The organism is Scleromatobacter humisilvae (assembly GCF_023231945.1).
GTDB classification, from domain to species: domain Bacteria; phylum Pseudomonadota; class Gammaproteobacteria; order Burkholderiales; family Burkholderiaceae_C; genus Scleromatobacter; species Scleromatobacter humisilvae.
On the sequence record NZ_JAJLJH010000001.1, the window covers coordinates 1,925,632 to 1,946,508 of the forward strand.

Sequence of the window (20,877 nt, forward strand, 5' to 3'; positions counted from 1 at the left end):
CGAACGCGCCGTGACGCGCCCTACTTGCGATCGGTGCGCACCCAGGCGCGCTGGCGGCGCACGATGAAGCGCAGGTAGACCGGCAGCTTGGCGGCGATGTACCAGGGCACGGACAACAGCTCCGTGAAGCGCACCAGGTCGCGGCCGCGGACGAGCCAGGCGACCAGCACGGACAGCAGGAACAGCCCCAGCAACAGGCCGGCGACGACGACGGGGCCGTTGCCAGCGCCGCAGAACCACGCGGCCAGCGCGAGCAGCGCGTCGACCGCCAGCAGCCCGGCCAGCAGCGCCAGCGGCGGCACGGCGAGGTCCAGCGCCAGCCCGAGCAGCCGGCCGTCGCCGCGCGCGACGCCGCGCGCCAGCATGGCCGGCACCTCGCGCAGGATCATCTCGAGATGGCCGTGCTCCCAGCGCGTGCGCTGCGTGGTGGACGCGGCCGCGGAGTCGGGGAACTGGCTGGTCACCAGCGCGCGCTCGCAGAAAACCGGCGCCTGGCCGGACTTCGCGAGTTCGATGCCCAGCTTCATGTCCTCGACGATCGACGCGTTGGCCAGCGGCGCGTCGCGCAGCATGTCCCAGCTGAAGGCCATGCCGGTGCCCATCAGCTGGCACGGTAGCCCCAGGCGATGCCAGCCGGCCGGACGCGCCCAGTTGCGCACGCGCCAGGCGAACTGCGCGAGCCGGCGCGCGAGGCGGGCGTCGTCCGGCGCCGTCATCAGGTAGAGCGCCTGCACGGGACGCCGCGTGCGTTCGAGCTCCGCGGCCAGCAGCTCCAGCGAGCCGGGCGCGAGCTCGCAGTCGGCGTCGACGATCAGCACCGCGGCCGGCGGGTCGGCCCGCAGGTGGTCGACGCCGAAGGCGAGCGCGAAGCCCTTGCCGCGGTCGCTGGCGTGGAAGCGCTCGACGACCTGCGCGCCCGCCGCGCGGGCGCGCTCGGCCGTCGCGTCGGAGCAGTTGTCGGCCACCACCAGCACGCGGTCGCCCGCGGCGAGCTGGGGCAGCAGCGTTGCCAGCGTCTGCGCGATGCCGTCTTCCTCGTTGTGCGCGGGGACGAGGATTGCGACGTTCCCGCGCGGCGCGGCGCCGGCGCCGGCGCCGCCGCTCGCACGGCCACGCGCCTGCGCCGCGATCTGCAACGCGAAGACGCCCACGGCGACCAGCAACGGCACGCTCAGCACGACGGCCGCGATCAGCAGGACATGCGCCAGGAGCGTCATCGCGCGGACTCCGCGATCGCCGCCTCGAACATGCCGCGCAGGCGCCCGGCCTCGACGTCGATCGCATGCCGCGCCTGCACGCGTCCGTGGGCGCTGCGGCCCATCGCCTCGAGGCGTGCGGGCGGCGTGCCGAGGCAGGCCTGCATCGCGTCGGCGAGCGCGTCGACATCGCCCGCCGGCACCAGCCAGCCGTCGACGCCGTCGCGCACCAGCTCCGGGATGCCGGCCACGTAGGTGCTGATCACCGGCCGGCCGATGGCCATGGCCTCCATGATCACGACGGGCAGGCCTTCGGCGAAGCTCGGCAGCACCAGCGCGCGGGCGGCCAGCAGCTCGTCGCGCACCTGCTCGCTGCCGATCCAGCCGGTGATGCGCACCTGCGCCTGCAGGCCGGCGGCGGCGATCGCGGCCTCGATGTCGGTGCGCATCTCGCCGTCGCCGGCCAGCACCAGCTCGATGGCCACGCCGCGGCGCGCCAGGATCGCCGTGGCCGCCACCAGCAGCAGCTGGCCCTTCTGCTCGCACAGCCGGCCGACGCAGACCAGGCGCGGCACGAGCGCCGGGCGGATGTCGGCGGGCGCGGCGAAGAAGCCGGGCTCGAGTCCGCAGTGCACGACGCGGATCTTCGGCCACTGCGCCGCCGGCACCCAGCGGCACAGCTGGCTGCGGCCGAAGGAGCTGATCGCCACTGCGAACGCCGCGTGCTCGATCTTGCGCGCCATGCCGAGGAACTCGGGCTTGTCAAACTCCTCCGGGCCGTGCGCGGTGAAGCTGTAGCCCGGGCCGCCCAGCGCGTGGGCGAGCATCACGACTTCGGTGGAGTTGGTGCCGAAATGCGCATGAACGTGCTGCGCGCCGGAGCGCTCGAGCCACGTCGCCACGCGGCACGCCTCCAGCAGGTAGATCAGGTGGAACGGCAGCGATCGCTCGGCCCGCTTCGACATCCGCCACGCCAGGCGCAGCGCGCTCCATGCGCGCACGGGACGCGAGAGCAGCCGCCCCACGCCTTCCAGCGCGAGCCGCGCCAGCGAGCCCTGCAGCACGTAGCGCGTGCGTTCGCGCTCGGCGACGTCCTGCGCATCCTTGACCTCGGCGTCCCAGCCGCGCAGCGCGAGCCGCTCGACGTGGACGCCCTGGCGTTCCAGCGCCGCGATCTCGCGCCGGATGAACGTGTGGCTGACCTTCGGGTACTGGTTGACGAAATAGGCGACGCGGGCGCTCATCGGGGCGTTCATTTGTATTCGATCAGGCCGCTGCGCCGGCCCACGAGCCGGCCGCGGTAGAACTTCAGCGCACCCAGCGCCTCGGGAAAGCGGCCGAGCAGCAGGAAGCCGCCCTGCAGCCACGGGATGGGCGCGTGGCTGCGCGCCAGTCGAAGGCCGATGCGCAGCCATTGCAGCGGATAGGCCAGCAGCAGCAGCCACGCGAACGGCGTGACGCAGGCGAGCGCGAGGATGGCCAGCGGCAGCGCGGCGCCCCACAGCAGCGCGCGCCGCGTCTCGCCGGCGAAGTGGCGCTCGGGCGGCTGGCCGTGCAGCGACGCACCCTCGGCGAACGCGTGCCCCGAACGCAGCGTGCGGCGCCACCACTGCGACAGGCGCAGCATGTTGGCGTCGTGCCAGGCCATGTCCTCGTCGAGGCGCCAGAGCCGCCCGCCACGAGCGCGCAGGCGCACGCAGAGCTCCGGCTCCTCGCCCGCGATCAGGTCCTCGCGGAATCCGCCGGCGCCGTCCATCGCCTCGACGCGCACCATGACGATGCCGCCGAAGCTGCGCGCCTCGCCGACCGGCGTGTTCCATTCGATGTCGCACAGGCGGTTGAACACGGACTTGTCCGGAAAGCGCTCGCGCAGCCGGCCGGCGACGGCGACGATATCCGGATGCTGCGTGAGGAATCGCTCGGCGCTGCCCAGCCACTGCGGCAGCAGCTCGCAGTCGCCGTCGATGAACTGCACCAGCGTGACGCCGGGGCATTGGCGCCGCAGCTCGCGCAGGCCCGCGTTGCGCGCGCGCGCGGCGGTGAAAGGCTGCGACATGTCCAGGCGAACGACCTGGGCGCCGGCTTCGATCGCCAGCTGGACGGACCCGTCGGTCGATCCGGAGTCCACGTAGACCCGCCGCTCGCCCACAGCCTGGGACGACTCGAGGCAGCGGCGCAGTCTCTCGCCTTCGTTGCGACCGATGATCACCATGCCCAGGCCGGGCGGGGTCGCCGGAGCGGCGGCCGCATTCACGATAGGCGGCCTCCGGCCCAGGCGTGGCGGCGCAGCGGGTCGTCAGGGATGTCGAGCTCGAGGTCGGCGCGTGCGCCCGCGGCGTTGCGCTCCTCGAGCGGCAGCGCGAGCCACGCCGTGGGCAACGACAGCAGCAGTGTCAGCAGCACCGGGATGATGTTGAACGTGGACGCGGTGAAGATCGCGAACAGGCAACCGATGATCAGGGCCGAGAACGCCATCGCAAAACGATTGCCCGTTTGCGATGCGGCGGGGTCGGGACGCCGGATCGCGGAGATGAGGCGGTTCAGGACGATCAGGAACGGCAGCAGGTAGATCGTCAACCCGATCACGCCCGCGTCGAGCAGGATGGCCAGGTAGCTGTTGACGAGGTCGATGATGCCCTCGCCCTGCTTCAGATCCTGCATGTGCGCCGCGTAGTTCGGTACGCCAAGCCACGGACTCTGCTTGATCAGGGCCAGCGAGGTGTCCAGCAGTTGACGGCGGTACTCGATCGAGGCGATGTTGGATTGATCCGACCCGAACAGCGCGCCCAGCGCATCGAGGACCTGCTGGTCGGCGCCGGCAAACTTCAGGCCGACGCCCCCGATCAGCAGCGCGACCAGGACGAATCGGAATGCGTTGCCAGGCAGTCGCCGCATGGCCACGAGCGCCAGAACGATCAGGACCGCCGCGATCCAGGGGCCGCGCGAGAACGTCGCGACTTCCGCGACCGCGATGGCCGCGAACAAGGCAAGCACGGAGGGACGTCGCCATTGCTGGCCCTTGAGCCAGTAGGCGATGGCGAGCCCGTACAACAACATGAATGCCAGGATGATGGGCTGCGGCGTGATGGATTGGACGCGAATCAGGCTTCCACGCATCAGTGCGTAGGTCTGCTGCCAATGGATGCCGTAGACCGTCTGCAGGCCCGAATACAGGTTGTGCTGCAGCAGAGCCTCCGCGACGGCCACCCCCGCTGCGAACGCAAGGCCCATGAGCAGATGCCCGCAGACGAGCCGCAGATCAGCCATCGAGCGCACGCCACGCGTGACGACGAAGTAGGGCAGCAGGATGTCCAGCACGGCTTCGACGGCGGCGCGCGCCAGCGTGGTGTACGTGGCATGCGGAACGATCAAGCCGATCCGCAGGCACTGGTAGGCAACGACCAGAATGTCGATCGCGAGCGACTTGCTGCTCCGCGGCGACGCCTTGGTCGACATGATCTCGACGGCCGCCCACCCCAGCAGGACGATGGACAAGATCCGGCGATGATCGAGTTGCAAGACGTAGTTGATACCGCCGAAGCCGCCTACCGTGACGCTGATGGGCGGCAGCGTGCAGGCGAGGAGCACGTAGATCGCGAACTTGCCGGCGGGCCCGCGCCCTGTGGCGCTCGCGGACCACAGGCCGAGCACGCCGATCGCGACCAGGAACACAGCCGGAATCTGGCACAGGTACGACAGCAGCACGCCCAGCAGCACGGTCTGCCAGATGCGCTTGTATTCGGCCGGCGTGAAGATGTCCCGGAAGGCCGAACGGAACATGTAGCCCGCCACGCAAGCCACCACGCTCACGACAATCAGAAGTTTCAACGCGTAGATCACGGACGGGCTTTCCCTTGGATCGCAGATCCATCATCTCGGTGAAGGGGAGCTGGAGGCGCCCCGCGGCAGGGTGGATTCCAGACGAGATTCATTGTAGACAATCGGCGCTGGCGGGCTCGTAAGCCCGGCGGCACGCAGCCAGCCGCGCGCGCAACCTTTCACGGGAGACGCGGCGGCGTGCGCTGAAGGCAATTCACGGACCCGCGCGCGTCGCGGCAGCCTCGCCTCAGCGTCCGGCGAAATGGTGCGGGAAGGCGAATCGCAGGGCCATCGAGAGGAGTTCGCCCACCAGCAGGCCGCCGACGATCGCGGGAACGAGGATGGCTTCCGCACGCCAGGACAGGGCGTTGACCTGCTTCTTGAACCAGATCGCCAGGGGCCACGCGGCGTATTGCGACATTGCCACCCCCGCCACCGTGCCGACGATGCCGAAGTAGTGCCGCCCGATCAGCAGCCCCGCGACAAGGCCCATGAGGCGCAGCGCGTTGGCATAGGCGCCGTATTTCGTCTTGGCCACCGCGAGGTAGCCGACCTCGACCACCTGATAGCGCACGCCGATGATTCCGGCGGCCAGCACCATCACCATCCAGCCGGCGTCGTGGTAGCGCGTATCGTAGATGAGGTCGATCAGCGTCTGGGCCGACGTGATGAGGATGGCGGACGGGAATACCGCCATCGCGTCGTAGCCCCACTGGAAACGCTCGAGATTGCGCGCGAATTCCTTCGGACGCTCGCGATAGACCTCCGACAACGCCGGGAACACGATGCTGTTGCAGACGCTGTTGGCGATGTTCTGCAGCACGCTCGCCATGATCACGGCGATCGAATACAGGCCGAATTCGCGCACCGAGATCAGGCCGCCCAGCAGCACGCGGTCGCCGTTGACCGCCATGAAGGTCAGGATCGACGACAGGATGATCCACTTGGCGTGGCCCATCAGCTCCTTGGCCGAGTCGCGGTCGAAGCGGAAGCGCACCTTGTGGCCCGGCAGGGAAGCGTAGCTCAGGATGCAGCGCGTGATGCCGGACACGATGGCGCCGGCGGTCAGCGCCCAGATCGAATGCCACGTCCATGCGACAAGAACCATCGCGACGGCCGATGCGAGCTGCGCCGAGATCTCGATCTTGGTCAGCGTGTGCAGGTGCATCTGGCGCCGCGCCTGGATGATGCGGATCGATTCGAAGCCCTGCAGCACCAACGTCAGCGCGAAGGCCACGATCAGGTACGGCAGGCGCTCGTCCGCGTAGACCGTGCCCGCCTTCCACCAGCCCAGGTGGCGCGTGATCGCCAGGCCGCCCGCGGCCGCACAGATGACAAGCGCCAGCACCTGGCTGCGAACGAGTTGGATCGACCACGCCGTGTCGAGGAATTCCGGATCCGATCCCCGCTTGCTCAGCACCATGGTGCGAGCCACGCCCAGGTCGCTGAAGAGGGCCAGCGCAGTGGCCAGCATGTAGACGACCGACATCAGGCCGAAAGCGTCCGGAAACAGCAGGTGGGCCGTGATGACATTGGTGCCCAGCCGCAGCACCTGTTGCACCGCCTGTCCGCCGAGGATCCACGACCCCGCGCGCAGGACACGGGACTTCATTCCTGCCGGCTTGACAGCAGGCGCAACGACGTCGCTGGTCATCGCGTTCCCGCGCGGCCGAAGCCGGTGATGCTCGCCGTGCGGAACATCGCGCGCATGTGGTCCATGACTTCACGAGCGCGCTGCCACCCCTTGGCCATGAACGCGATCTTCAGCAGCACGATGACGTCCGCCAGTTCCTCGAGCGCCAGGAAGGCGAGCGCTCCCGCCAGACCGTGATGCTTGCGGTAGTAGAGGAACCCGCTTTCCAGTTGCAGGTCGTCAAGCTGGCGCGACTTGTTGATCACTCCCTCGGACTTGGCGCTTTCGCCGCCCAGGTGCACGACGTCCACGTGCGGCCAGAAGACGACGCGCCAACCGGCGTTCTTCACCTCGCGGCAGTGGTCGACCTCTTCGTAGTACAGGAAGAAGCGCGGGTCGAAAAGGCCGACGCGCTCCAACACTTCGCGCCGCGTCAGGTAGTAGCAGCCGGGTACCCAGTCGCATTCGCGCGTGTCGCGATGATCCCACTTCACGTCGTCCACCATGCGCGGGAATCCGAAGCGACGCGTGAAGCCGGCGCGCGCCCAGAACGAGTTGAGCGGCGTCGGGAAGTAGCGGCAACCGGGCTGCGGTTCGCCGTCGCGGCCCACCAGGCGCACGCCCAGCACGCCGCATTCCGGGTGCGCCTCCATGTATTCGAGCGGACCGACCAGCGCGTCGGGCGGCACGAAGGCATCGGTATTGAGAAGCAGCAGGTAGCGGCTCTTGATCCGGTCCAGCGCCAGGTTGTTCGCGCGACCGAAACCGAGGTTGGCGCCCGACTCGATCAGGGTGACGTGGGGACGATCTTGCCGCAGGAACTCCGCCGACCCGTCGCGCGAGGCGTTGTCGACGACGATCACATCGCCACCGCCGATCGGCGCCAGCGCCTTGTCCAAGGCGTCGAGGCAAGGGGCCAGAAGCGCCTTGGTGTTGTAGCTGACCAGCAGCGTCGTGAGGAGTCCGGGATCTGGCTGCATTCAATCAACACCATCTACGCAATGCGTGGGCTCCCGCGCAAGCAAGACACGCGCCCGGGCACAGCGTGAAAACGTTCGGCCTGCATTTCGCGGGCAAAAAAACGGCCCCCGATCGGAGGCCACTCAGTTTAAGCGAGGTCGACGCGATCTCAGCAGCCCGACCACCAGCAAGTGACGGCATCGCGGAACTTGGTGACGGCCGTCCACTTGACGGAGTTCGTGTCGAACACGGTTTCCTTCAGGCCCCACATGCCGTACTTGCTGGGGGTGCCGATGTCGGCATAGAGCGCGAAGGTCTGGCCGCCTGCGGCCTGCCAGTCCGACAGCATCCGGGCATAGGCCGCTGCCATGCGCGGGTCGCGATTGGCGTTTGTGAACAGCGTCACCAGCGTGGCGTCGGTGTCGCCGGCGGGGGGGGCCAGACCTTGGCCGCCTTCGTAGGCCCAAAGCGGAATGTGGAACTGGTCCGCGACGGCCTTGTTCGCGACCATCCAGCTCTTGATCTGCGCCAGCGAACCGGTCGCCACGTTGCTGCCCGCGACCGCCAGCGGCGCGACCGCCGCGGTCGGAGCTTCGGAGCCCATGATCTCGCTGAACAGCGCCGCGAGGCCACCATCGGTCGTCGTGTACCAGCTTGCCACCGTCGGACGAAGCTTCGTCGCGCTGATGTAGCCGCCGAAATACGGCGCGATCGAGAGCACGTCGATGGACTTGCCGCACGCCCGGCCCAACGTCTTGGCCGCCACCGTGCAGTTCAGCACCGCGGTTGCGGAACCCACCGACGCGGCCTGGGTGTTGGCGATGCAGCGCACGCGGCTCTTGTCGGCGCCGAACTCGTTCTTGATGATGTTGCAGACCTGCACGAGTCGATTGGCGTACCAGTTCGCCTGCAGGGTGAACGGGCTCGTCTTGGCGGCGACCTCGGCCGGCCAGGCGGCCTGGCCCTGCGCGTACATCCAGTTCGTGCCCGTGAACGAGTAGTTCCAGGGTTCGTTGGAATACTCGACGTTGACCGACTGCGTGGGCGACAGCTGCTGGTGGAGCACCTTGGCGAACTGCGCGACGTAGTCATCGGTCGCGTGCGTCGGCACGTTGACCCACGGATCGATGCCGGCGGCATTGGCCAGCGCGACGATCTTCTCGATCGGCACGCCGGCCGGCGTATTCCACGAGCGCCACGTGGCGACCGTGCGTTGCGACCAGTCGCTGACCGTCGACGTGTTGGTGCGCATCCAATCCATGAAGCGCGCCGTGCGGAAGCCCTTGAGCTCGGCCAGCAGCATCGGGTGCCAGATCGAGGTGGACGGGAAGTTCTCGAACGGGACGTACGCGCCGGTCGCGCCCGTGCAGGCCGCGGCGCTGGCGGCGTAGGTCGTCAGGTCGTTCGCGCAGGCGCCGCCGGGCGGATAGACACGAACGTTGCGGAGGTAGTTGCCCGGCGTCGTCGCGGTGATGGACAGCGTCAGTCCTGCGGCGCTGGTGTTGACGACCTGGATGACGTCACGACCGGCGGTCGACTTCGACGCATTCTTGGTGGCGACGCCGTTGTAGCTCAGCGTGCCGGCGCCGTCGTAGCGCACGATGTATTCACCCGCCTGCTGCCAGCCGCCGCTGAGGATGATGGTGGCCACCGAACGGAATTTGTGCGTGGCGTCGTCGGAGGCCGGCAGGCTGCGCGGCCATCCGTCCGCATCGAGGTCGATGCTGGCTTCCTCGAGCGTGTCAAAGGCGCTCGCGCCGCCCGTCAGGTTCTTGCAGGTGCTGCCGGCGACGTACGGATTGCACTGGGTGAGCCAGGCACTGCCCTTCTTCATCAGGTCGATGGTCGGCATCGAGGGCGAGTAGTAGTCCAGCGTGCCCAGGTTCAGGCCCAGCGAGGACTTGGCCGTGACATGCGTGGCGTCGAGCAGCGTCGTCGGGTTCGCGTTGGCCGACGCCACCGTCGTGGATCCGTCGTCCGAGGAAGTCGTCGAACTCGTGGACGTGCCGCCGTTCGACGGCGAAGTGTCCGTGGTGCTGGCGTCGTTGCTGGTGGTCGTGCTTGTCGTGCCTGCGGATGTGGACGCGCCACTGTCGCCCGAGATGCCGGTGACGGTACCCGTATCGGTATTTGTGCCAGTGCCGCTTGCGACGGTGCCCGCGGCGTTGCTGCTGCCGGAGATCGACGTGGACGACGCTTGCGTCGGCTCGTCGCCGCTGCCACCGCCGCCGCCGCATGCGCTCACCAGCGCGCTGGTCGCGAGTGCGACCGCCGAGCCGCGCACCGTGTCGAAGAAATTCAAAGCCATTTGGTCTGCCGAAGTCGGGAAGGGCCGCAGCCAATCCTCGTCAACGGCGAACCCCGTAGACACATGCTGCGATGCACTGTCTATCGGCAAGCCCAGGGAAGTAAGTGAATGAAAAAAGCAAGGGAATGCTACGGCACATCCACCGACGTCGGCGGAAGTCCGTTCGCTATTGCCCTCCGTCCCTGGAGCGGTCGAACCACATTCGGTTGCGCGAGGCTGCGCACTGTGCGCGACCATAGCCGCGGCCTGCAGCGGGCACAACGCCGCGAGTGTGAGCAAAAGCGTCGCACCGACGCTCCCGAACAGGAGTGGCTTCTTCAGCATTTCGCTGATGCCTGCTTCAGGACAGGCCGACGAGCTGGCGCCGCGCCGACGGTGTCATTGCGCGCACCATGTCACGAATGAAGCCGCTTTGAACAAGGAAGCCCTGCTCGGAATCGCGTCCGACGGTCGATACGCGAAACAGCAGGCCGTCGACGATCTCGCCACGCAGGCCGTGCCGGATCTCCGCGATCTTGCGATCCAGCGCTCCCAGGCTCTGCTGGTCGCCGACGATCGTCCAGTATGTGACCGGCTCGTAGCGGCCGATCGCCAGCTGCTGGGTCTCCAGCCGCCGCACGCGAACGACGCCTTCGGGCATGTCGATCTGTGACACCTGGTTGCTCTTGACCTGGAAGCCTTGCGCCGGATAGCAGACCTCGGGGTAGTGCAGCTGCACGTCGTCGTCGGCCTGGTCGGCGCCATAGGCGATCGACAGCATCACCTGGTGGCCCGCATCGTCGACGTAGAAGCGGCTCAGCATCTGGCTGTAGAGCTTGTTGAGCAGCGCCTCGGTCGTCGGGTCGACGATGCCACCGGTGGAGCGCGGGTCGACGCGCCAGTTGCCGAACCGCATCGGCACGATGTCGTCGAGCTTGAACGGCCCCCGCAGCAGGGCCATGCGCTTCGTCGGCACCATGGCCTGGCCGCCGGCCGCCGCCGCGGCCATCAGGACGGCCGCGATGGCGGCGCGCCGGGTCAGGACGGGATCAGACATGCTGCGGCCTCGCGGTCGTTCGGATGGCGAGCCAGCGCAGCCCGCTGTCGGTCGCGATGATGAAGAGCAGCGCCGTCAGGAACAGCACCATGCCCGCGGCCCCGTGCAGGAAGCCCTGCCCGGCCTCGTCGCCGTAGTAGTACGTGATCAGTGCGAGCACGATCACGCGGATCACGTTGGCGACGAACGAGATCGGAACGATCAGGATGGCCAGCGCGATGTTGCGGAACACCGAGCTGTGGCGCACGACGTTGAGGTACAGCAGGCCCATCGCCTCCAGCGAGAACAGCGTGTGCAGTCCGGCGCAGGCGTCGGCCACGAGCAGTTGGTACTGGCCGATCTGCAGGATGACGCCGGTGCGCGCGATCGGGTAGCCGGCCGCGTACATCGCCGCCGTGGCCGCGGTGGAGACCGCGAGCTTCATCGGTTGCGTGATCGCATCGACGAAGGTGGCCGGCAGCGGGATCAGGAAGAACATGAAGAACAGCGCGAACGCCGCCCCTCGCAGCTGGCGCGGACCGCGCAGAAGCAGCACGACGCCCGGCAGCATGAACAGCGCCGACGCGGTCTGCGCGCTGAGGATGCGCTGCGAGCGCCCGAACACGTAGAGCAGCAGCCCGATGGCCATCAACGCCCAGCCCAGGATCGGCCTGGGCGAGGACGCTTCCGTGTCGTCGATGCGATCCCACGAGCGGAAGATCAGCCAGACGCAGATCGCCAGCACGATCACGCCCTGGCTCTGCTCCTGCGCCTCGCCGAACCAGAGGTTGACGGCGAGGTCCCGGAGCGTCGGAAGATAGAGCGCCAGCAACCCGAGCACGCAGATCCACCACGGGATCGTCCGCGGCGCGGTCAATCGTTGAACGACGCTCATCGCAAGGTCACAGCTCGTTCATGATGACGCCGGCGAGACGCACCTGGCCCGACTGCAGCGAACCCACGAGTTCCTGCAGCCGCGAGACCTTGTTGGCGTCCTTGCGCGTGACCACCAGGGCCGAGCCGCAGCGCGACGCGATCACGACGCCGTCGCTGCCGTAGCAGGACGCCGGCGTGTCGACGATCACGTGGTCGAACTTGATCGATACCTCGCGCAGCAGCATGCCGAAGGACGGGCCTTCGACCAGCTCCAGCGGGTTGGGCGGCTGCACGCCGACCGGGATCACGTACAGGTTCGGGATCCCCGGCACGGCCTTGACGATGCCCTTGCCGCCGCGGCCCGAGAGCACCCCCGACAGGCCGGCGCCGCCCGTCACGCCGAACACCTGGTCCATGCGGGCGCCGCGCATGTCGGCGTCGATCACGACGACCTTGCCGCCCAGCTGGGCGAGCGCGACCGCGAGGTTGGCGCTGAAATAGGTCTTGCCGTCGCCCGAGTCCGGGCTGCAGACGGCCAGCGGCCGGCGCTGGCCCTTGTTCTCGGACTGCGTGCGCATCAGGATCTGGCTGCGGATGGCGCGGAACGCCTCGGCCTGGTGGCCGAACGGCTGGTTCAGCATCACGAGTTCCGGCGCGGCCTTGCGCGTCTCCTCGTCCGCGTAGGCGTACTTGAACTGCTGCGCCAGCGCCTGCAGCACGTCCTCGGTATCGGCCAGGCCCAGCGCGATGGCGGCCTCGCCGAAGCGGAGGTCGTTCTCGCGCTGATAGCGTCCGATGCGGTCGAGGTCGTCCGCCGACAGGTTGCGGGCGTCCTGGATCAGTTCGCCGATCGCCCGGGTCTTGACCCCGGTCTCGTTGCCCTGCCCTTCGCCGATCGAGAGGTCGGCTGCTTCCAACTTGCCACTCATGCTTGCCCTTTTTCTGGTGCCGGCAGTCGACGTCCGGAGACGACACGATCCTGGATCATCGCCATCTGCCCCTTCAGGCGACGATTCATGTTCGGGCTGGGCATGATGCCGATGACCGGCAGGCCCAGGAAATCGAAGGCATCCGACGTCGTGCGGATACGCTTGTCCATCTGCTCGAGCAGCAGCGCGGTGCCGAGCCCGAGGGCCAGCGCCGCGACGAAGCCCATCAGCAGCACCGGCACGAGGCGCGGCGAGGACGGGTTCGACGGCGTCGTCGCCTGGCTGATGACCGTGGCGTTGCTCTGGCGATTCTGGCTCTCGAGGTTGGTCTGGCTCGCGCGGCTGTAGACGAGGTCGTAGGACTTCTGCGCGTTGTCGACGTCGCGTTGCAGCACGCCGACCTGGTCGCGCGTGTCCTTCAGCGCCAGCACCTTGGCGCGCTGCGCCTCCACCGCGGACTGGATCTCGGCCTCGCGAGCGCGGCCAACGCGGGCGTCGACGCCGATCGAGCCGGTCACGTCGCTCGTCGCGCGCGCGAGCTTCTGCTTCAGCTCGGCGACCGTGGCGCGGGCTTCCTGCACCTGCGGATGCTTGTCGCCGTAGCGCGAGGACAGTTCCTGCAGCTTGAGCTCGGCCTGCGACAGGTCGTTCTTCAGGCCGCTGACGGTGCCGTTGGCCAGCACCTCGCCCAGTTGGCCGCCGCCGCCGATCGCGCCCTGGCGCGTCGAGGCGTCGACGCGCGCGGTCTGGATCGCCACGAGTTCCTGCGTCAAGGCCGTGAGGCGGCTCATCTCGAGGTCGAAATGGTCGTCGCTGCCGATGATGCCCTTCTCGCGCTGGAAGGCCGACAGCTTGTTCTGCGCCGTCTCAAGCGCCGTGCGGGCGTCCTTCTGCTGGTCGGTGAAGAAGCCGCTGTACTGCTTGGCCGGATCGACGCGCAGCTCGATGGAGGTCTCGAGATAGGCCTGCACGTAGGCGTTGGCCGCGGTCGCCGCGAAGCGCGGATCGGCCGAGTGGTACGAGATGTTGATCACGTTGCTGCCCGGCGAACTCACGCGCGGGTCGAGCCCGGCCTCGATGAACTCGGTCAGCCACTCCTGGATGGTCAGGCCGCTCTTGGCCGAGGCCCAGGCGGCGCGCATGTCGGCCAGGTCGGCGAGCTTCAGGTTCTGCGCGACGCGCTGGGCGACGCGGTCACTGCGCAGGATCTCGATCTGCGTGTTGATCTGCGACGGCGTGGCGCCGCCATAGAGCATCGAGCTCACCGGATCGGGCTTGAAGTCGATCAGCAGCGACGCCGTCGCGGTGTAGACGCGGGTCGCGAACACCAGGTAGAGGATGGCGGCGACCAGGACGACCGAGAAGACGACCACGGCGCTGAGCCAGCGCGCTCGGAGAACTGCCAGGAAATGGGATAGGTTCATGACTTGTCTCCGCGCTCAGAACAGGCTCTCGCGGATGTAGACGACGTCGCCATCCCTGAGGGTGTCTTCCATCGACGGCTCGAGCGTCTGCATCTTGCCGTCGGGGCCGCGGCGCGTCACCTTGATCCCCTTGAGCGTGCCGCGCGGGGTCGCGCCGCCGCCGGCAGCCACGGCCTGCATCACCGTCATGCCGCGCTCGAGGCGCATGGCGCCGGTGTGCTGGATCTCGCCGTAGAGATAGATCTGCGGCGCGCGGTCCACCCACACCGTGTCGCCCGGGGCAACCACGGTGTCCTCGGCGGCGCCGCCCGGCGCGAACAGGCGCGGCAGGTCCACCTCGTGGCGGAACGGACGGCCGTCGCGCGTGCCGGTGAGGACGATCGTGTCCGAGCCGGCGCCGGCGATGACGCCACCCGCCAGCGACAGCACCTCGGTCATGCGCATGCCGGTCAGGTCGAGCGGGTAGCGGCCCGGCTTGCCCACCTGGCCCAGCACGTTGACCTGGTTGGCGCGGACCTGCGTCACCACGATGATGACCTGCGGATCCTTGACGAAGTCGCGCCGCTTCAGCTCCGACGCGATGTGCTGCTCCGCCGCCGTGACAGTCAGGCCGGCCAGCTGCACGCGGCCCAGCAGCGGATAGCTGATGGCGCCGCCTTCGTTGACGCGCGTCTCCATGCTCAGGTCGGGACTCTGGTAGACCGTGATGCGGATCGTGTCGCCGGCGCCGATGCGCGACTGGTCGGCATCGACGGGCCCCGCGACGGGCTTGGCCACGGCCGGCTTGGCCGCGGCCTGCGCGTCGGCCTGCGGCAGCGCGACCAGCATCGCCGCGGACAGGCCGAGCGCGAGCGCCTGCATGAAGCGACGAGCGGCTGAGAGCGAATAAACGTTCGGCATGCTGTTTCCTTCCTACTTCTTCGAAGAATCCGGTGCGGTCTGCGGCGGCAGGCGCACTTCAACCGACGACGCCGGGGTGGACGGGAGGCTGACATGCACGCCCTGCGTCTGCGGCAGCGTGACCTGCACGCTGGACGTCGTGGTCGTCGGCAGTGTCACCTGCACGCCCGACGCGGCGTTGGCCGCCGGCAGCGTCACGTGCGTGCCGCTGGGAGTCTGCAGCTGCGCCGCGGCGTCGATGTCCCGTGTGGTGCCCAGCGCGGGGCCCGATGCGCCGAGCGCCGCGTACTGCGGCGCGTAGTCGATCTTGGCCGCGGTGCGCAGCGCCGCCATGTTCGACTCCGTCACCTTGCGGCGCGAATCGACCATCAGGAACTGGCCAATCGCCGGGCGGGCCTTGTCGAACGTGACGGGCGCCTGCGTGCTGGCGGTGACGTAGGTCACGTGGACCTGGCCGCCGGCCGACGCGACCAGGCCATGGCCGTCCTGCACGGCGGCCAGCGCCTTGAGCGACGCCAGCGGGATCCGCTCGGCCGGCTGCGTCGTCTCCTGATCGCGGAACTGCGCGCCCTGGGCCCTGAACCAGGCCTCGACGTCGGCGGGCGTCTTGCCGCCGTCGACCATCGCGCGCAGCTGGGGGACCTTGTCCTCGGGCACCTTGGCCAGGTACTCGCGCAGGGTGTAGACACGGCGATGCGCGAACAGCGCGTCGTTGGCGTCGAAGTAGGCGTGGATGGCGGTGTCGTTGGGCACCGGCACGGTCTGCGCCGCCTGCTCCAGGTAGGCCCGCGCGAGCATCTCGCGGCGCGCGGCGTCCAGCGCCTGCTGCGCCCCGGGCTCCTGGTCCATCTTGACCTTCTCCGCCTTCTCGACGAGCAGCTGCTCGTCGATCAGCTGGTCGAGGACCTTGCGGCTGGCGGCCTCTTCCTGGTCGGGCCGCACGTGCTCGCGCTGCATCTGGTACTTGAGCTGGTGCACGGTGATCTCGGTGCCGTCCACGCGCGCGACCGACTGCGTCGCGTCCTTCTTGTGGCCCGTGCAGGCAGCCAGCAGCAGCGCGGAGGACACCGCCGCGGCCGTCAGGGCGGCCTGGCGCATCGTCGTGTTCTTGTTCGTCATGAGACCCCCTCTCCCGGCCTGGTCAGGCCTGTCGTCTGATTTCACACGCGTCCGATCGGCTGATAGTCGATGCCCGCGTCCCGCACGACCTTCGGTTCGTACAGGTTGCGGCCGTCGAAGATCACCGGCGTCTTCAAGGTGTTGGCGATGCGCGCGAAGTCGGGGCTGCGGAACTCCTTCCATTCGGTCACGATCGCGAGCGCGTCGGCGCCGACGAGGGCCTCGTCCGGATTCTCCGCGTAGCCGATGCGCGGCTCGTCGCCGAAGATGCGGCGGGCCTCGGTCATCGCCACCGGGTCGTAGGCCGTCACGGTCGCGCCGCGGGAAAGCAGTTCGCCGATCAGCACGCGGGCGCTGGCCTCGCGCATGTCGTCGGTGTTGGGCTTGAACGCCAGGCCCCAGACCGCGAAACGCTTGCCGGCCAGGTCCTCGCCGAAGCGCTTGACGATCTTGTGCACCAGCACCTGCTTCTGCGCATCGTTGGCGTCCTCGACGGCCTGCAGCACCTTGAGGTCGCGGCCGCTTTCGGAGGCGGTGCGGATCAGCGCCTTGACGTCCTTCGGGAAACACGAGCCGCCGTAGCCGCAGCCCGCGTACAGGAAGTGGTAGCCGATGCGCGGATCGGAGCCGATGCCCTGGCGCACCAGTTCGATGTCGGCGCCCAGGTTCTCGGCCAGCAGCGCGAGTTCGTTCATGAACGAGATGCGCGTCGCGAGCATCGCGTTGGCGGCGTACTTGGTCAGTTCGGCCGAGCGCACGTCCATCACGACGAGCTTGTCACGATTGCGCTGGAACGGGGCATAGACCGCGCGCAGCAGGCTGATCGCGCGCTCGCCCTCGGCACCGACCACGATGCGATCGGGCTTCATGAAGTCCTCGACGGCCGCGCCTTCCTTCAGGAACTCGGGGTTCGAGGCGACCGAGAATTCGAGCGTGACGCCGCGGGCGTCGAGTTCGGCCTGGATGGCGGCCTTGACCTTGTCGGCCGTGCCCACCGGCACCGTGCTCTTGTCGATGACCAGCTTGTAGTCCGTCATCAGCCGGCCGATGTTGCGCGCGGCGGCCAGCACGTACTGCAGGTCGGCGGAGCCGTCTTCGTCGGGCGGCGTGCCCACGGCGATGAACTGCAGCGTGCCATGGGCCACCGAGGCGGCGACGTCGGTCGTGAACTGCAGGCGGCCCGCGGCGACGTTGCGGGCAACGACGCTGTCCAGGCCCGGTTCGTGGATCGGGATGCCGCCGCCATTCAGGACGTCGATCTTGCGTGGATCGACGTCGAGACAGAGGACGTGGTTGCCCATTTCCGCCAGGCAGGCGCCGGAGACGAGCCCCACGTAGCCAGTGCCGATAACAGTGATTTTCATGAAGCTGAACGCGAAGAGGAAATTAGCCGCCGACCGAAGCCGCGGAGGCGGGCGAAGACGGAAGAGTCGTCGCGGCATCCGGTAGAGCAGCGGACGGGGCAGGGGCAGGCGTCGTGCCTGCGGCGAACTTGCCGAGGTAGTCGATGCGGGCCTTGGCGCGCAGATCCTTGGATTCGTCCTGCAGTGCCACGCGCTTCTTCTGGTTCCACAGAAGCTGCTCGATGACCGCCTGCGCCTGCGCCAGCGTCACCGGCTGCGGCTTGACGTCGACCAGCGTCAGCGCGGTCAGGCCCTGCGGCTGCGGGATCGCGATCGTCTGGCCGGCGTGCATGGTCGAAATCTTCGGCAACAACGGGCCCAGCGCTTCGGCGGGCTGCGTCGTCTCGGTCACATTGACCGCGCTCGCCTTGGCCTTGAGCAGCGCGGCGACGGCCGCGCCGTCGGCGGCCGCCTCGGCGCCGGCCTTGAGCGGGCCGACCTGGTCCGGCGCCACGCGGGCGTCGACCTTCTGGATCACGTAGGCGTTGCGCTGCGCGAAGTTGGCGGGATGGCCGTCGTAGTATTGCTTGACCTCGTCGGCCGTCGGCTTGGGCACCTTGGCCGCCAGCTGCTCCACGTAGTAGCGGGCGAGCGCGTCCTTGCGCGCGGCCTCGAGTGCCTGCAGCACGCCCGGGTTGCGATCGAGCTTGTCCTTCTCGGCCTTCTGCACCGCCAGGCGCTGGTCCACCAGTCTTTGCAACACCTGGGCCGCCTCGGGCGCCGACGCGCCGGGCTGTGCCGCGGCGATCTGCTTGATCGAGAAATCGAGCTGATCCTGCGTGATCTTGTCGCCGTTGACCGTCGCCAGCGTGGCCGAGGTGTCCTCGGTCTTCTTGCCGCAGGCGGCGAGCACCACCGCGACGCACGCGAGCGTCGCCGACATCTTCAGAGCCGAGCGCATTTTCATTTTTTGGTCGAGCTGTTCTGCGAAGCCGACGGAGCGGCGTTGCTGGCGGCGGGCGCCACGGAAAGGGACGGTGCCGAGGCCGGCGACGCGCCGTCGCCGGTCGCGGCCGCCAACGCCGCGAAGCGGCCCTGGTATTCCACCTTGGCGCCGTCGCGGATGGTCTTCTGCAGGTTCATGATGACCTCGCGGCGGCCCTGGTTGCCCAGGAACTGCTCGATGGCCGCACCGGCATCGGCCAGCGACTTCGGCGCCGAGGCGCTGGACACCAGCGTCAGCGCGGAGACCCCGAACTGCGACGGCACCACGATGGACTGGCCTTCCTTAATCGCGGCCACCTTGTCCAGCACCAGCGGCGGCAGCTGCTCGGCGGCGTCCTGCTCCTGCTTGGTGGTGAACTGCAGCTTCTGCGACTTGAGCCAGTCGGTGAGTTCGGCCGACGTCTTGAGCGACTGCACGTGCGCATCCACCTCGGTGCGGCGGTCGTCCGGCGCCTGGATGTCGATGCGCTGCAGCGTATAGACCTTGCGCTGGGCGAACAGCGCCGGGCGGCTGTCGTAGAACTTCTGCACCGCGTCGGACGCGGGCTTGGCGGCCGTCTCGGCGGCCGCCTCGAGGAAGCGGCGCGCGAGGATGTCGCGCCGGGCCGCCTCGATCTGCGCGACGACCTTCGGATCCTGGTCCAGCTTGGCCGCGACGGCCTTCTGGGCGACGATCTGCTCGTCGATCAGCTGATCGAGCACCTGCTTGGCCTGGGCGTCGCCGGCGTCCGGGCGCATGCCGCGCTGCTTCAGCAGGGCGATCGACAGCTGGTTGGCCGTCAGTTCGTCGCCATTGACCTTGGCGACGGCCTCGCTGCCGGCTGTGTCGGCGGGTGCGACGTCCTTCTTCTGACCGCAGGCCGCCAGCAGGGTGGCGGCCATGGCGGCCACGGCAACAGCGCCGAAACGCGCGCGGCGCGTCATCTTTTCAGAACTAATCATCGACGAGAGCCCCTCATGGCCCTTTGCGGGCCGGAATCGTGGCGGGCCCGGCAGACACGCCTCACCCGGCCGCACTGCGGCAAAGCAAATGATTGTAGAGACTAACCTGCGTCAATCTCGCGACGGCCGCGCCGACCGCAGAAACACAGGTCGGCGGCGGGCGGACCGTGAGAAAGTGCCGATCCCGCGGTGCAGCGCCCGCGATTGCGCTTCCATGCGATAGTCGGCCGCAACCTGCATCGAGACACGCCATGCGGCACGGCCGGCTCCGCAGTCCCCACGCGCATCGGCGAGTGCCGCCATCAAGTCCATGAAGATCGCCGTCAATCCCACCGGAAACATCGAAGGCCTCCAGGTCCTGCGGGCCATCGCGGCCCTGATGGTCGTGCTCCATCACGCTCGCCTGTCGGTGCCCGGCAGCGACGCGTGGCCCAGCTTCGGCGAGGCGGGCGTCGACATCTTCTTCGTCATCAGCGGATTCGTGATGGCGTACACGACGAGGCTGGCCGACGATCTCCCGATGCGCGGCCGGCTCCAGGCCGCTGGAATGTTCCTGCGCAGGCGCGTCATCCGCGTGGTGCCGCTCTACTGGCTGGCGCTGCTCTGGACCTCGCGGCGCGAACTGGCCCAGCGCCACGTGAGCACGGACCTGGTGAAGGACTTCTTCTTCATCCCGCACCCCAACTCGGCGTTCCACACCTGGCTGGCGCCGACGCTGCAACAGGGATGGACACTCAACTACGAGGCCTTCTTCTACGTGTTGTTCGGCGCGACCATCCTGTTCGGATCGCGCCGCATCGCGCTGTTGCTGGGCGCGCTGGCGAGCTGCGTCGTCGCGGGCTACCTGTTGACGATGGCCGGCTGGCCGGCCGACCTCGATTCCGCCGCCGGCATCGCGCGCCGCTTCTACGGCGACAACATCATCCTGGAGTTCGGCTACGGCGTCCTGCTGGAACGAGCGATGGCCTCGGCGGGCACGCGACCCGGGCTGCCCGGCTGGAGCTTCTGGCTGCTGGCCGCGCTCGGGTTCGCCGCGCTGGGGCTCGGGCATGGCCTGGGTTGGCGCGGCGTGCTCGAAGGCCTGCCCGCGGCGCTGATCGTCTGGGCGTGCATCCAGCTGTGCGCGGGACGGCGCATGCCGGTGTTCGAGCTGCTGGGCGCCGCGTCCTATTCGATCTACCTGTTCCACTGGGCCTCGTTCGGCGCCGTCAAGCCGCTCGCGGCGGCACTCGGCGGCCTGCCCAACGGCCCGGCGAAGGTCACGCTGCTGATGGCCGCGCACTTCGCGGTGGCGGTGATCGCGGGGCTGGCGATCCACGTCGCGGTCGAGAAGCCGTTCACGCGCTGGGCCAGCCGCCGGTTCGGCGGCCGCACGCACAAGGTGCCGGCCGTCCTGTCGGCCTGAATG

18 protein-coding genes are annotated in these 20,877 nt (G+C 68.6%); 2 read left to right on the forward strand and 16 right to left on the reverse strand.

What is annotated here, in order from left to right:
- Positions 1–20: 20 nt before the first annotated feature.
- The 7 genes from LPC04_RS09090 to LPC04_RS09120 form a co-directional block, all read right to left on the reverse strand.
- A complete protein-coding gene (locus LPC04_RS09090; RefSeq protein ID WP_275681853.1) occupies positions 21–1,217 on the reverse strand; it encodes a glycosyltransferase family 2 protein in 1,197 nt (398 codons plus the stop codon).
- The gene (locus LPC04_RS09095) at positions 1,214–2,440 is read right to left on the reverse strand and encodes a glycosyltransferase family 4 protein (RefSeq protein ID WP_420854710.1); all 1,227 of its coding nucleotides are present in this window, start codon (positions 2,438–2,440) and stop codon (positions 1,214–1,216) included. The genes LPC04_RS09090 and LPC04_RS09095 overlap by 4 nt, the downstream gene beginning before the upstream one ends.
- A gap of 8 nt (positions 2,441–2,448) precedes the next feature.
- A complete protein-coding gene (locus tag LPC04_RS09100; RefSeq protein WP_275681855.1) occupies positions 2,449–3,450 on the reverse strand; it encodes a glycosyltransferase family A protein in 1,002 nt (333 codons plus the stop codon).
- Positions 3,447–5,036: an O-antigen ligase family protein gene (locus LPC04_RS09105; protein ID WP_275681856.1), complete on the reverse strand. Its 1,590-nt coding sequence runs from the start codon at positions 5,034–5,036 to the stop codon at positions 3,447–3,449. The genes LPC04_RS09100 and LPC04_RS09105 overlap by 4 nt, the downstream gene beginning before the upstream one ends.
- A gap of 226 nt (positions 5,037–5,262) precedes the next feature.
- A complete protein-coding gene (locus tag LPC04_RS09110; RefSeq protein ID WP_275681857.1) occupies positions 5,263–6,627 on the reverse strand; it encodes an oligosaccharide flippase family protein in 1,365 nt (454 codons plus the stop codon).
- A 38-nt stretch (positions 6,628–6,665) separates the two neighbouring features.
- Complete coding sequence (locus LPC04_RS09115) at positions 6,666–7,628, reverse strand: glycosyltransferase family 2 protein (RefSeq protein ID WP_275681858.1); 963 nt, start codon at positions 7,626–7,628, stop codon at positions 6,666–6,668.
- 149 nt (positions 7,629–7,777) lie between these two features.
- Complete coding sequence (locus tag LPC04_RS09120; protein ID WP_275681859.1) at positions 7,778–9,568, reverse strand: hypothetical protein; 1,791 nt, start codon at positions 9,566–9,568, stop codon at positions 7,778–7,780.
- On the opposite strand from LPC04_RS09120, the gene LPC04_RS09125 reads away from it, so the two are divergent.
- Positions 9,555–10,028, forward strand: a complete 474-nt coding sequence (locus LPC04_RS09125; protein ID WP_275681860.1) for a hypothetical protein — start codon at positions 9,555–9,557, stop codon at positions 10,026–10,028. The two genes, LPC04_RS09120 and LPC04_RS09125, sit on opposite strands and share 14 nt — an antisense overlap.
- 228 nt (positions 10,029–10,256) lie before the next feature.
- Here the strand turns inward: LPC04_RS09125 and epsI are convergent, their stop codons facing one another.
- The 9 genes from epsI to LPC04_RS09170 are packed head-to-tail and all read right to left on the reverse strand — an operon-like array spanning position 10,257 to position 19,409.
- Positions 10,257–10,952, reverse strand: a complete 696-nt coding sequence (gene epsI, locus LPC04_RS09130; protein ID WP_275681861.1) for an exosortase-associated protein EpsI, B-type — start codon at positions 10,950–10,952, stop codon at positions 10,257–10,259.
- Positions 10,945–11,826 (reverse strand): exosortase B, encoded by an 882-nt coding sequence (gene xrtB / locus LPC04_RS09135; protein ID WP_275681862.1) that lies wholly within the window; start codon positions 11,824–11,826, stop codon positions 10,945–10,947. Before xrtB ends, epsI begins: the two co-directional genes overlap by 8 nt.
- Before the next feature lie 7 nt (positions 11,827–11,833).
- On the reverse strand, positions 11,834–12,736 hold the full coding sequence (locus LPC04_RS09140) for a polysaccharide biosynthesis tyrosine autokinase (RefSeq protein ID WP_275681863.1): 903 nt from the start codon (positions 12,734–12,736) through the stop codon (positions 11,834–11,836).
- Complete coding sequence (locus LPC04_RS09145) at positions 12,733–14,160, reverse strand: Wzz/FepE/Etk N-terminal domain-containing protein (RefSeq protein WP_275681864.1); 1,428 nt, start codon at positions 14,158–14,160, stop codon at positions 12,733–12,735. The genes LPC04_RS09140 and LPC04_RS09145 overlap by 4 nt, the downstream gene beginning before the upstream one ends.
- Before the next feature lie 15 nt (positions 14,161–14,175).
- A complete protein-coding gene (epsE, locus tag LPC04_RS09150) occupies positions 14,176–15,060 on the reverse strand; it encodes a polysaccharide export protein EpsE (RefSeq protein WP_275681865.1) in 885 nt (294 codons plus the stop codon).
- Between the two features lie 12 nt (positions 15,061–15,072).
- Positions 15,073–16,179 (reverse strand): EpsD family peptidyl-prolyl cis-trans isomerase, encoded by a 1,107-nt coding sequence (locus tag LPC04_RS09155; RefSeq protein ID WP_275681866.1) that lies wholly within the window; start codon positions 16,177–16,179, stop codon positions 15,073–15,075.
- A 41-nt stretch (positions 16,180–16,220) separates the two neighbouring features.
- Positions 16,221–17,543, reverse strand: a complete 1,323-nt coding sequence (locus LPC04_RS09160) for a UDP-glucose dehydrogenase family protein (RefSeq protein WP_275681867.1) — start codon at positions 17,541–17,543, stop codon at positions 16,221–16,223.
- 22 nt (positions 17,544–17,565) lie between these two features.
- On the reverse strand, positions 17,566–18,483 hold the full coding sequence (locus tag LPC04_RS09165; protein WP_275681868.1) for an EpsD family peptidyl-prolyl cis-trans isomerase: 918 nt from the start codon (positions 18,481–18,483) through the stop codon (positions 17,566–17,568).
- Between the two features lie 2 nt (positions 18,484–18,485).
- Positions 18,486–19,409: an EpsD family peptidyl-prolyl cis-trans isomerase gene (locus LPC04_RS09170; RefSeq protein WP_275681869.1), complete on the reverse strand. Its 924-nt coding sequence runs from the start codon at positions 19,407–19,409 to the stop codon at positions 18,486–18,488.
- A 370-nt stretch (positions 19,410–19,779) separates the two neighbouring features.
- Here LPC04_RS09170 and LPC04_RS09175 point away from each other — a divergent pair, with 370 nt between their 5' ends.
- Positions 19,780–20,874 carry an acyltransferase family protein gene (locus tag LPC04_RS09175; RefSeq protein WP_275681870.1) on the forward strand — a complete coding sequence of 365 codons (1,095 nt, stop codon included), beginning with the start codon at positions 19,780–19,782 and terminating at the stop codon, positions 20,872–20,874.
- The last annotated feature ends 3 nt before the right edge of the window (positions 20,875–20,877 follow it).

What these genes read in the sequence shown, in the direction of transcription:
- LPC04_RS09115 (WP_275681858.1), bottom strand. Translation starts at nt 7,628, where the DNA reads ATGCAGCCAGATCCCGGACTCCTCACGACGCTGCTGGTCAGCTACAAC.
- LPC04_RS09155 (WP_275681866.1), bottom strand. Translation starts at nt 16,179, where the DNA reads ATGACGAACAAGAACACGACGATGCGCCAGGCCGCCCTGACGGCCGCG.
- xrtB (WP_275681862.1), bottom strand. Translation starts at nt 11,826, where the DNA reads ATGAGCGTCGTTCAACGATTGACCGCGCCGCGGACGATCCCGTGGTGG.
- LPC04_RS09175 (WP_275681870.1), top strand. Translation starts at nt 19,780, where the DNA reads ATGAAGATCGCCGTCAATCCCACCGGAAACATCGAAGGCCTCCAGGTC.
- LPC04_RS09170 (WP_275681869.1), bottom strand. Translation starts at nt 19,409, where the DNA reads ATGGCCGCCACCCTGCTGGCGGCCTGCGGTCAGAAGAAGGACGTCGCA.
- LPC04_RS09110 (WP_275681857.1), bottom strand. Translation starts at nt 6,627, where the DNA reads ATGAAGTCCCGTGTCCTGCGCGCGGGGTCGTGGATCCTCGGCGGACAG.
- epsE (WP_275681865.1), bottom strand. Translation starts at nt 15,060, where the DNA reads ATGCCGAACGTTTATTCGCTCTCAGCCGCTCGTCGCTTCATGCAGGCG.
- LPC04_RS09090 (WP_275681853.1), bottom strand. Translation starts at nt 1,217, where the DNA reads ATGACGCTCCTGGCGCATGTCCTGCTGATCGCGGCCGTCGTGCTGAGC.
- LPC04_RS09140 (WP_275681863.1), bottom strand. Translation starts at nt 12,736, where the DNA reads ATGAGTGGCAAGTTGGAAGCAGCCGACCTCTCGATCGGCGAAGGGCAG.
- LPC04_RS09165 (WP_275681868.1), bottom strand. Translation starts at nt 18,483, where the DNA reads ATGCGCTCGGCTCTGAAGATGTCGGCGACGCTCGCGTGCGTCGCGGTG.
- LPC04_RS09145 (WP_275681864.1), bottom strand. Translation starts at nt 14,160, where the DNA reads ATGAACCTATCCCATTTCCTGGCAGTTCTCCGAGCGCGCTGGCTCAGC.
- LPC04_RS09095 (WP_420854710.1), bottom strand. Translation starts at nt 2,440, where the DNA reads ATGAGCGCCCGCGTCGCCTATTTCGTCAACCAGTACCCGAAGGTCAGC.
- epsI (WP_275681861.1), bottom strand. Translation starts at nt 10,952, where the DNA reads ATGTCTGATCCCGTCCTGACCCGGCGCGCCGCCATCGCGGCCGTCCTG.
- LPC04_RS09160 (WP_275681867.1), bottom strand. Translation starts at nt 17,543, where the DNA reads ATGAAAATCACTGTTATCGGCACTGGCTACGTGGGGCTCGTCTCCGGC.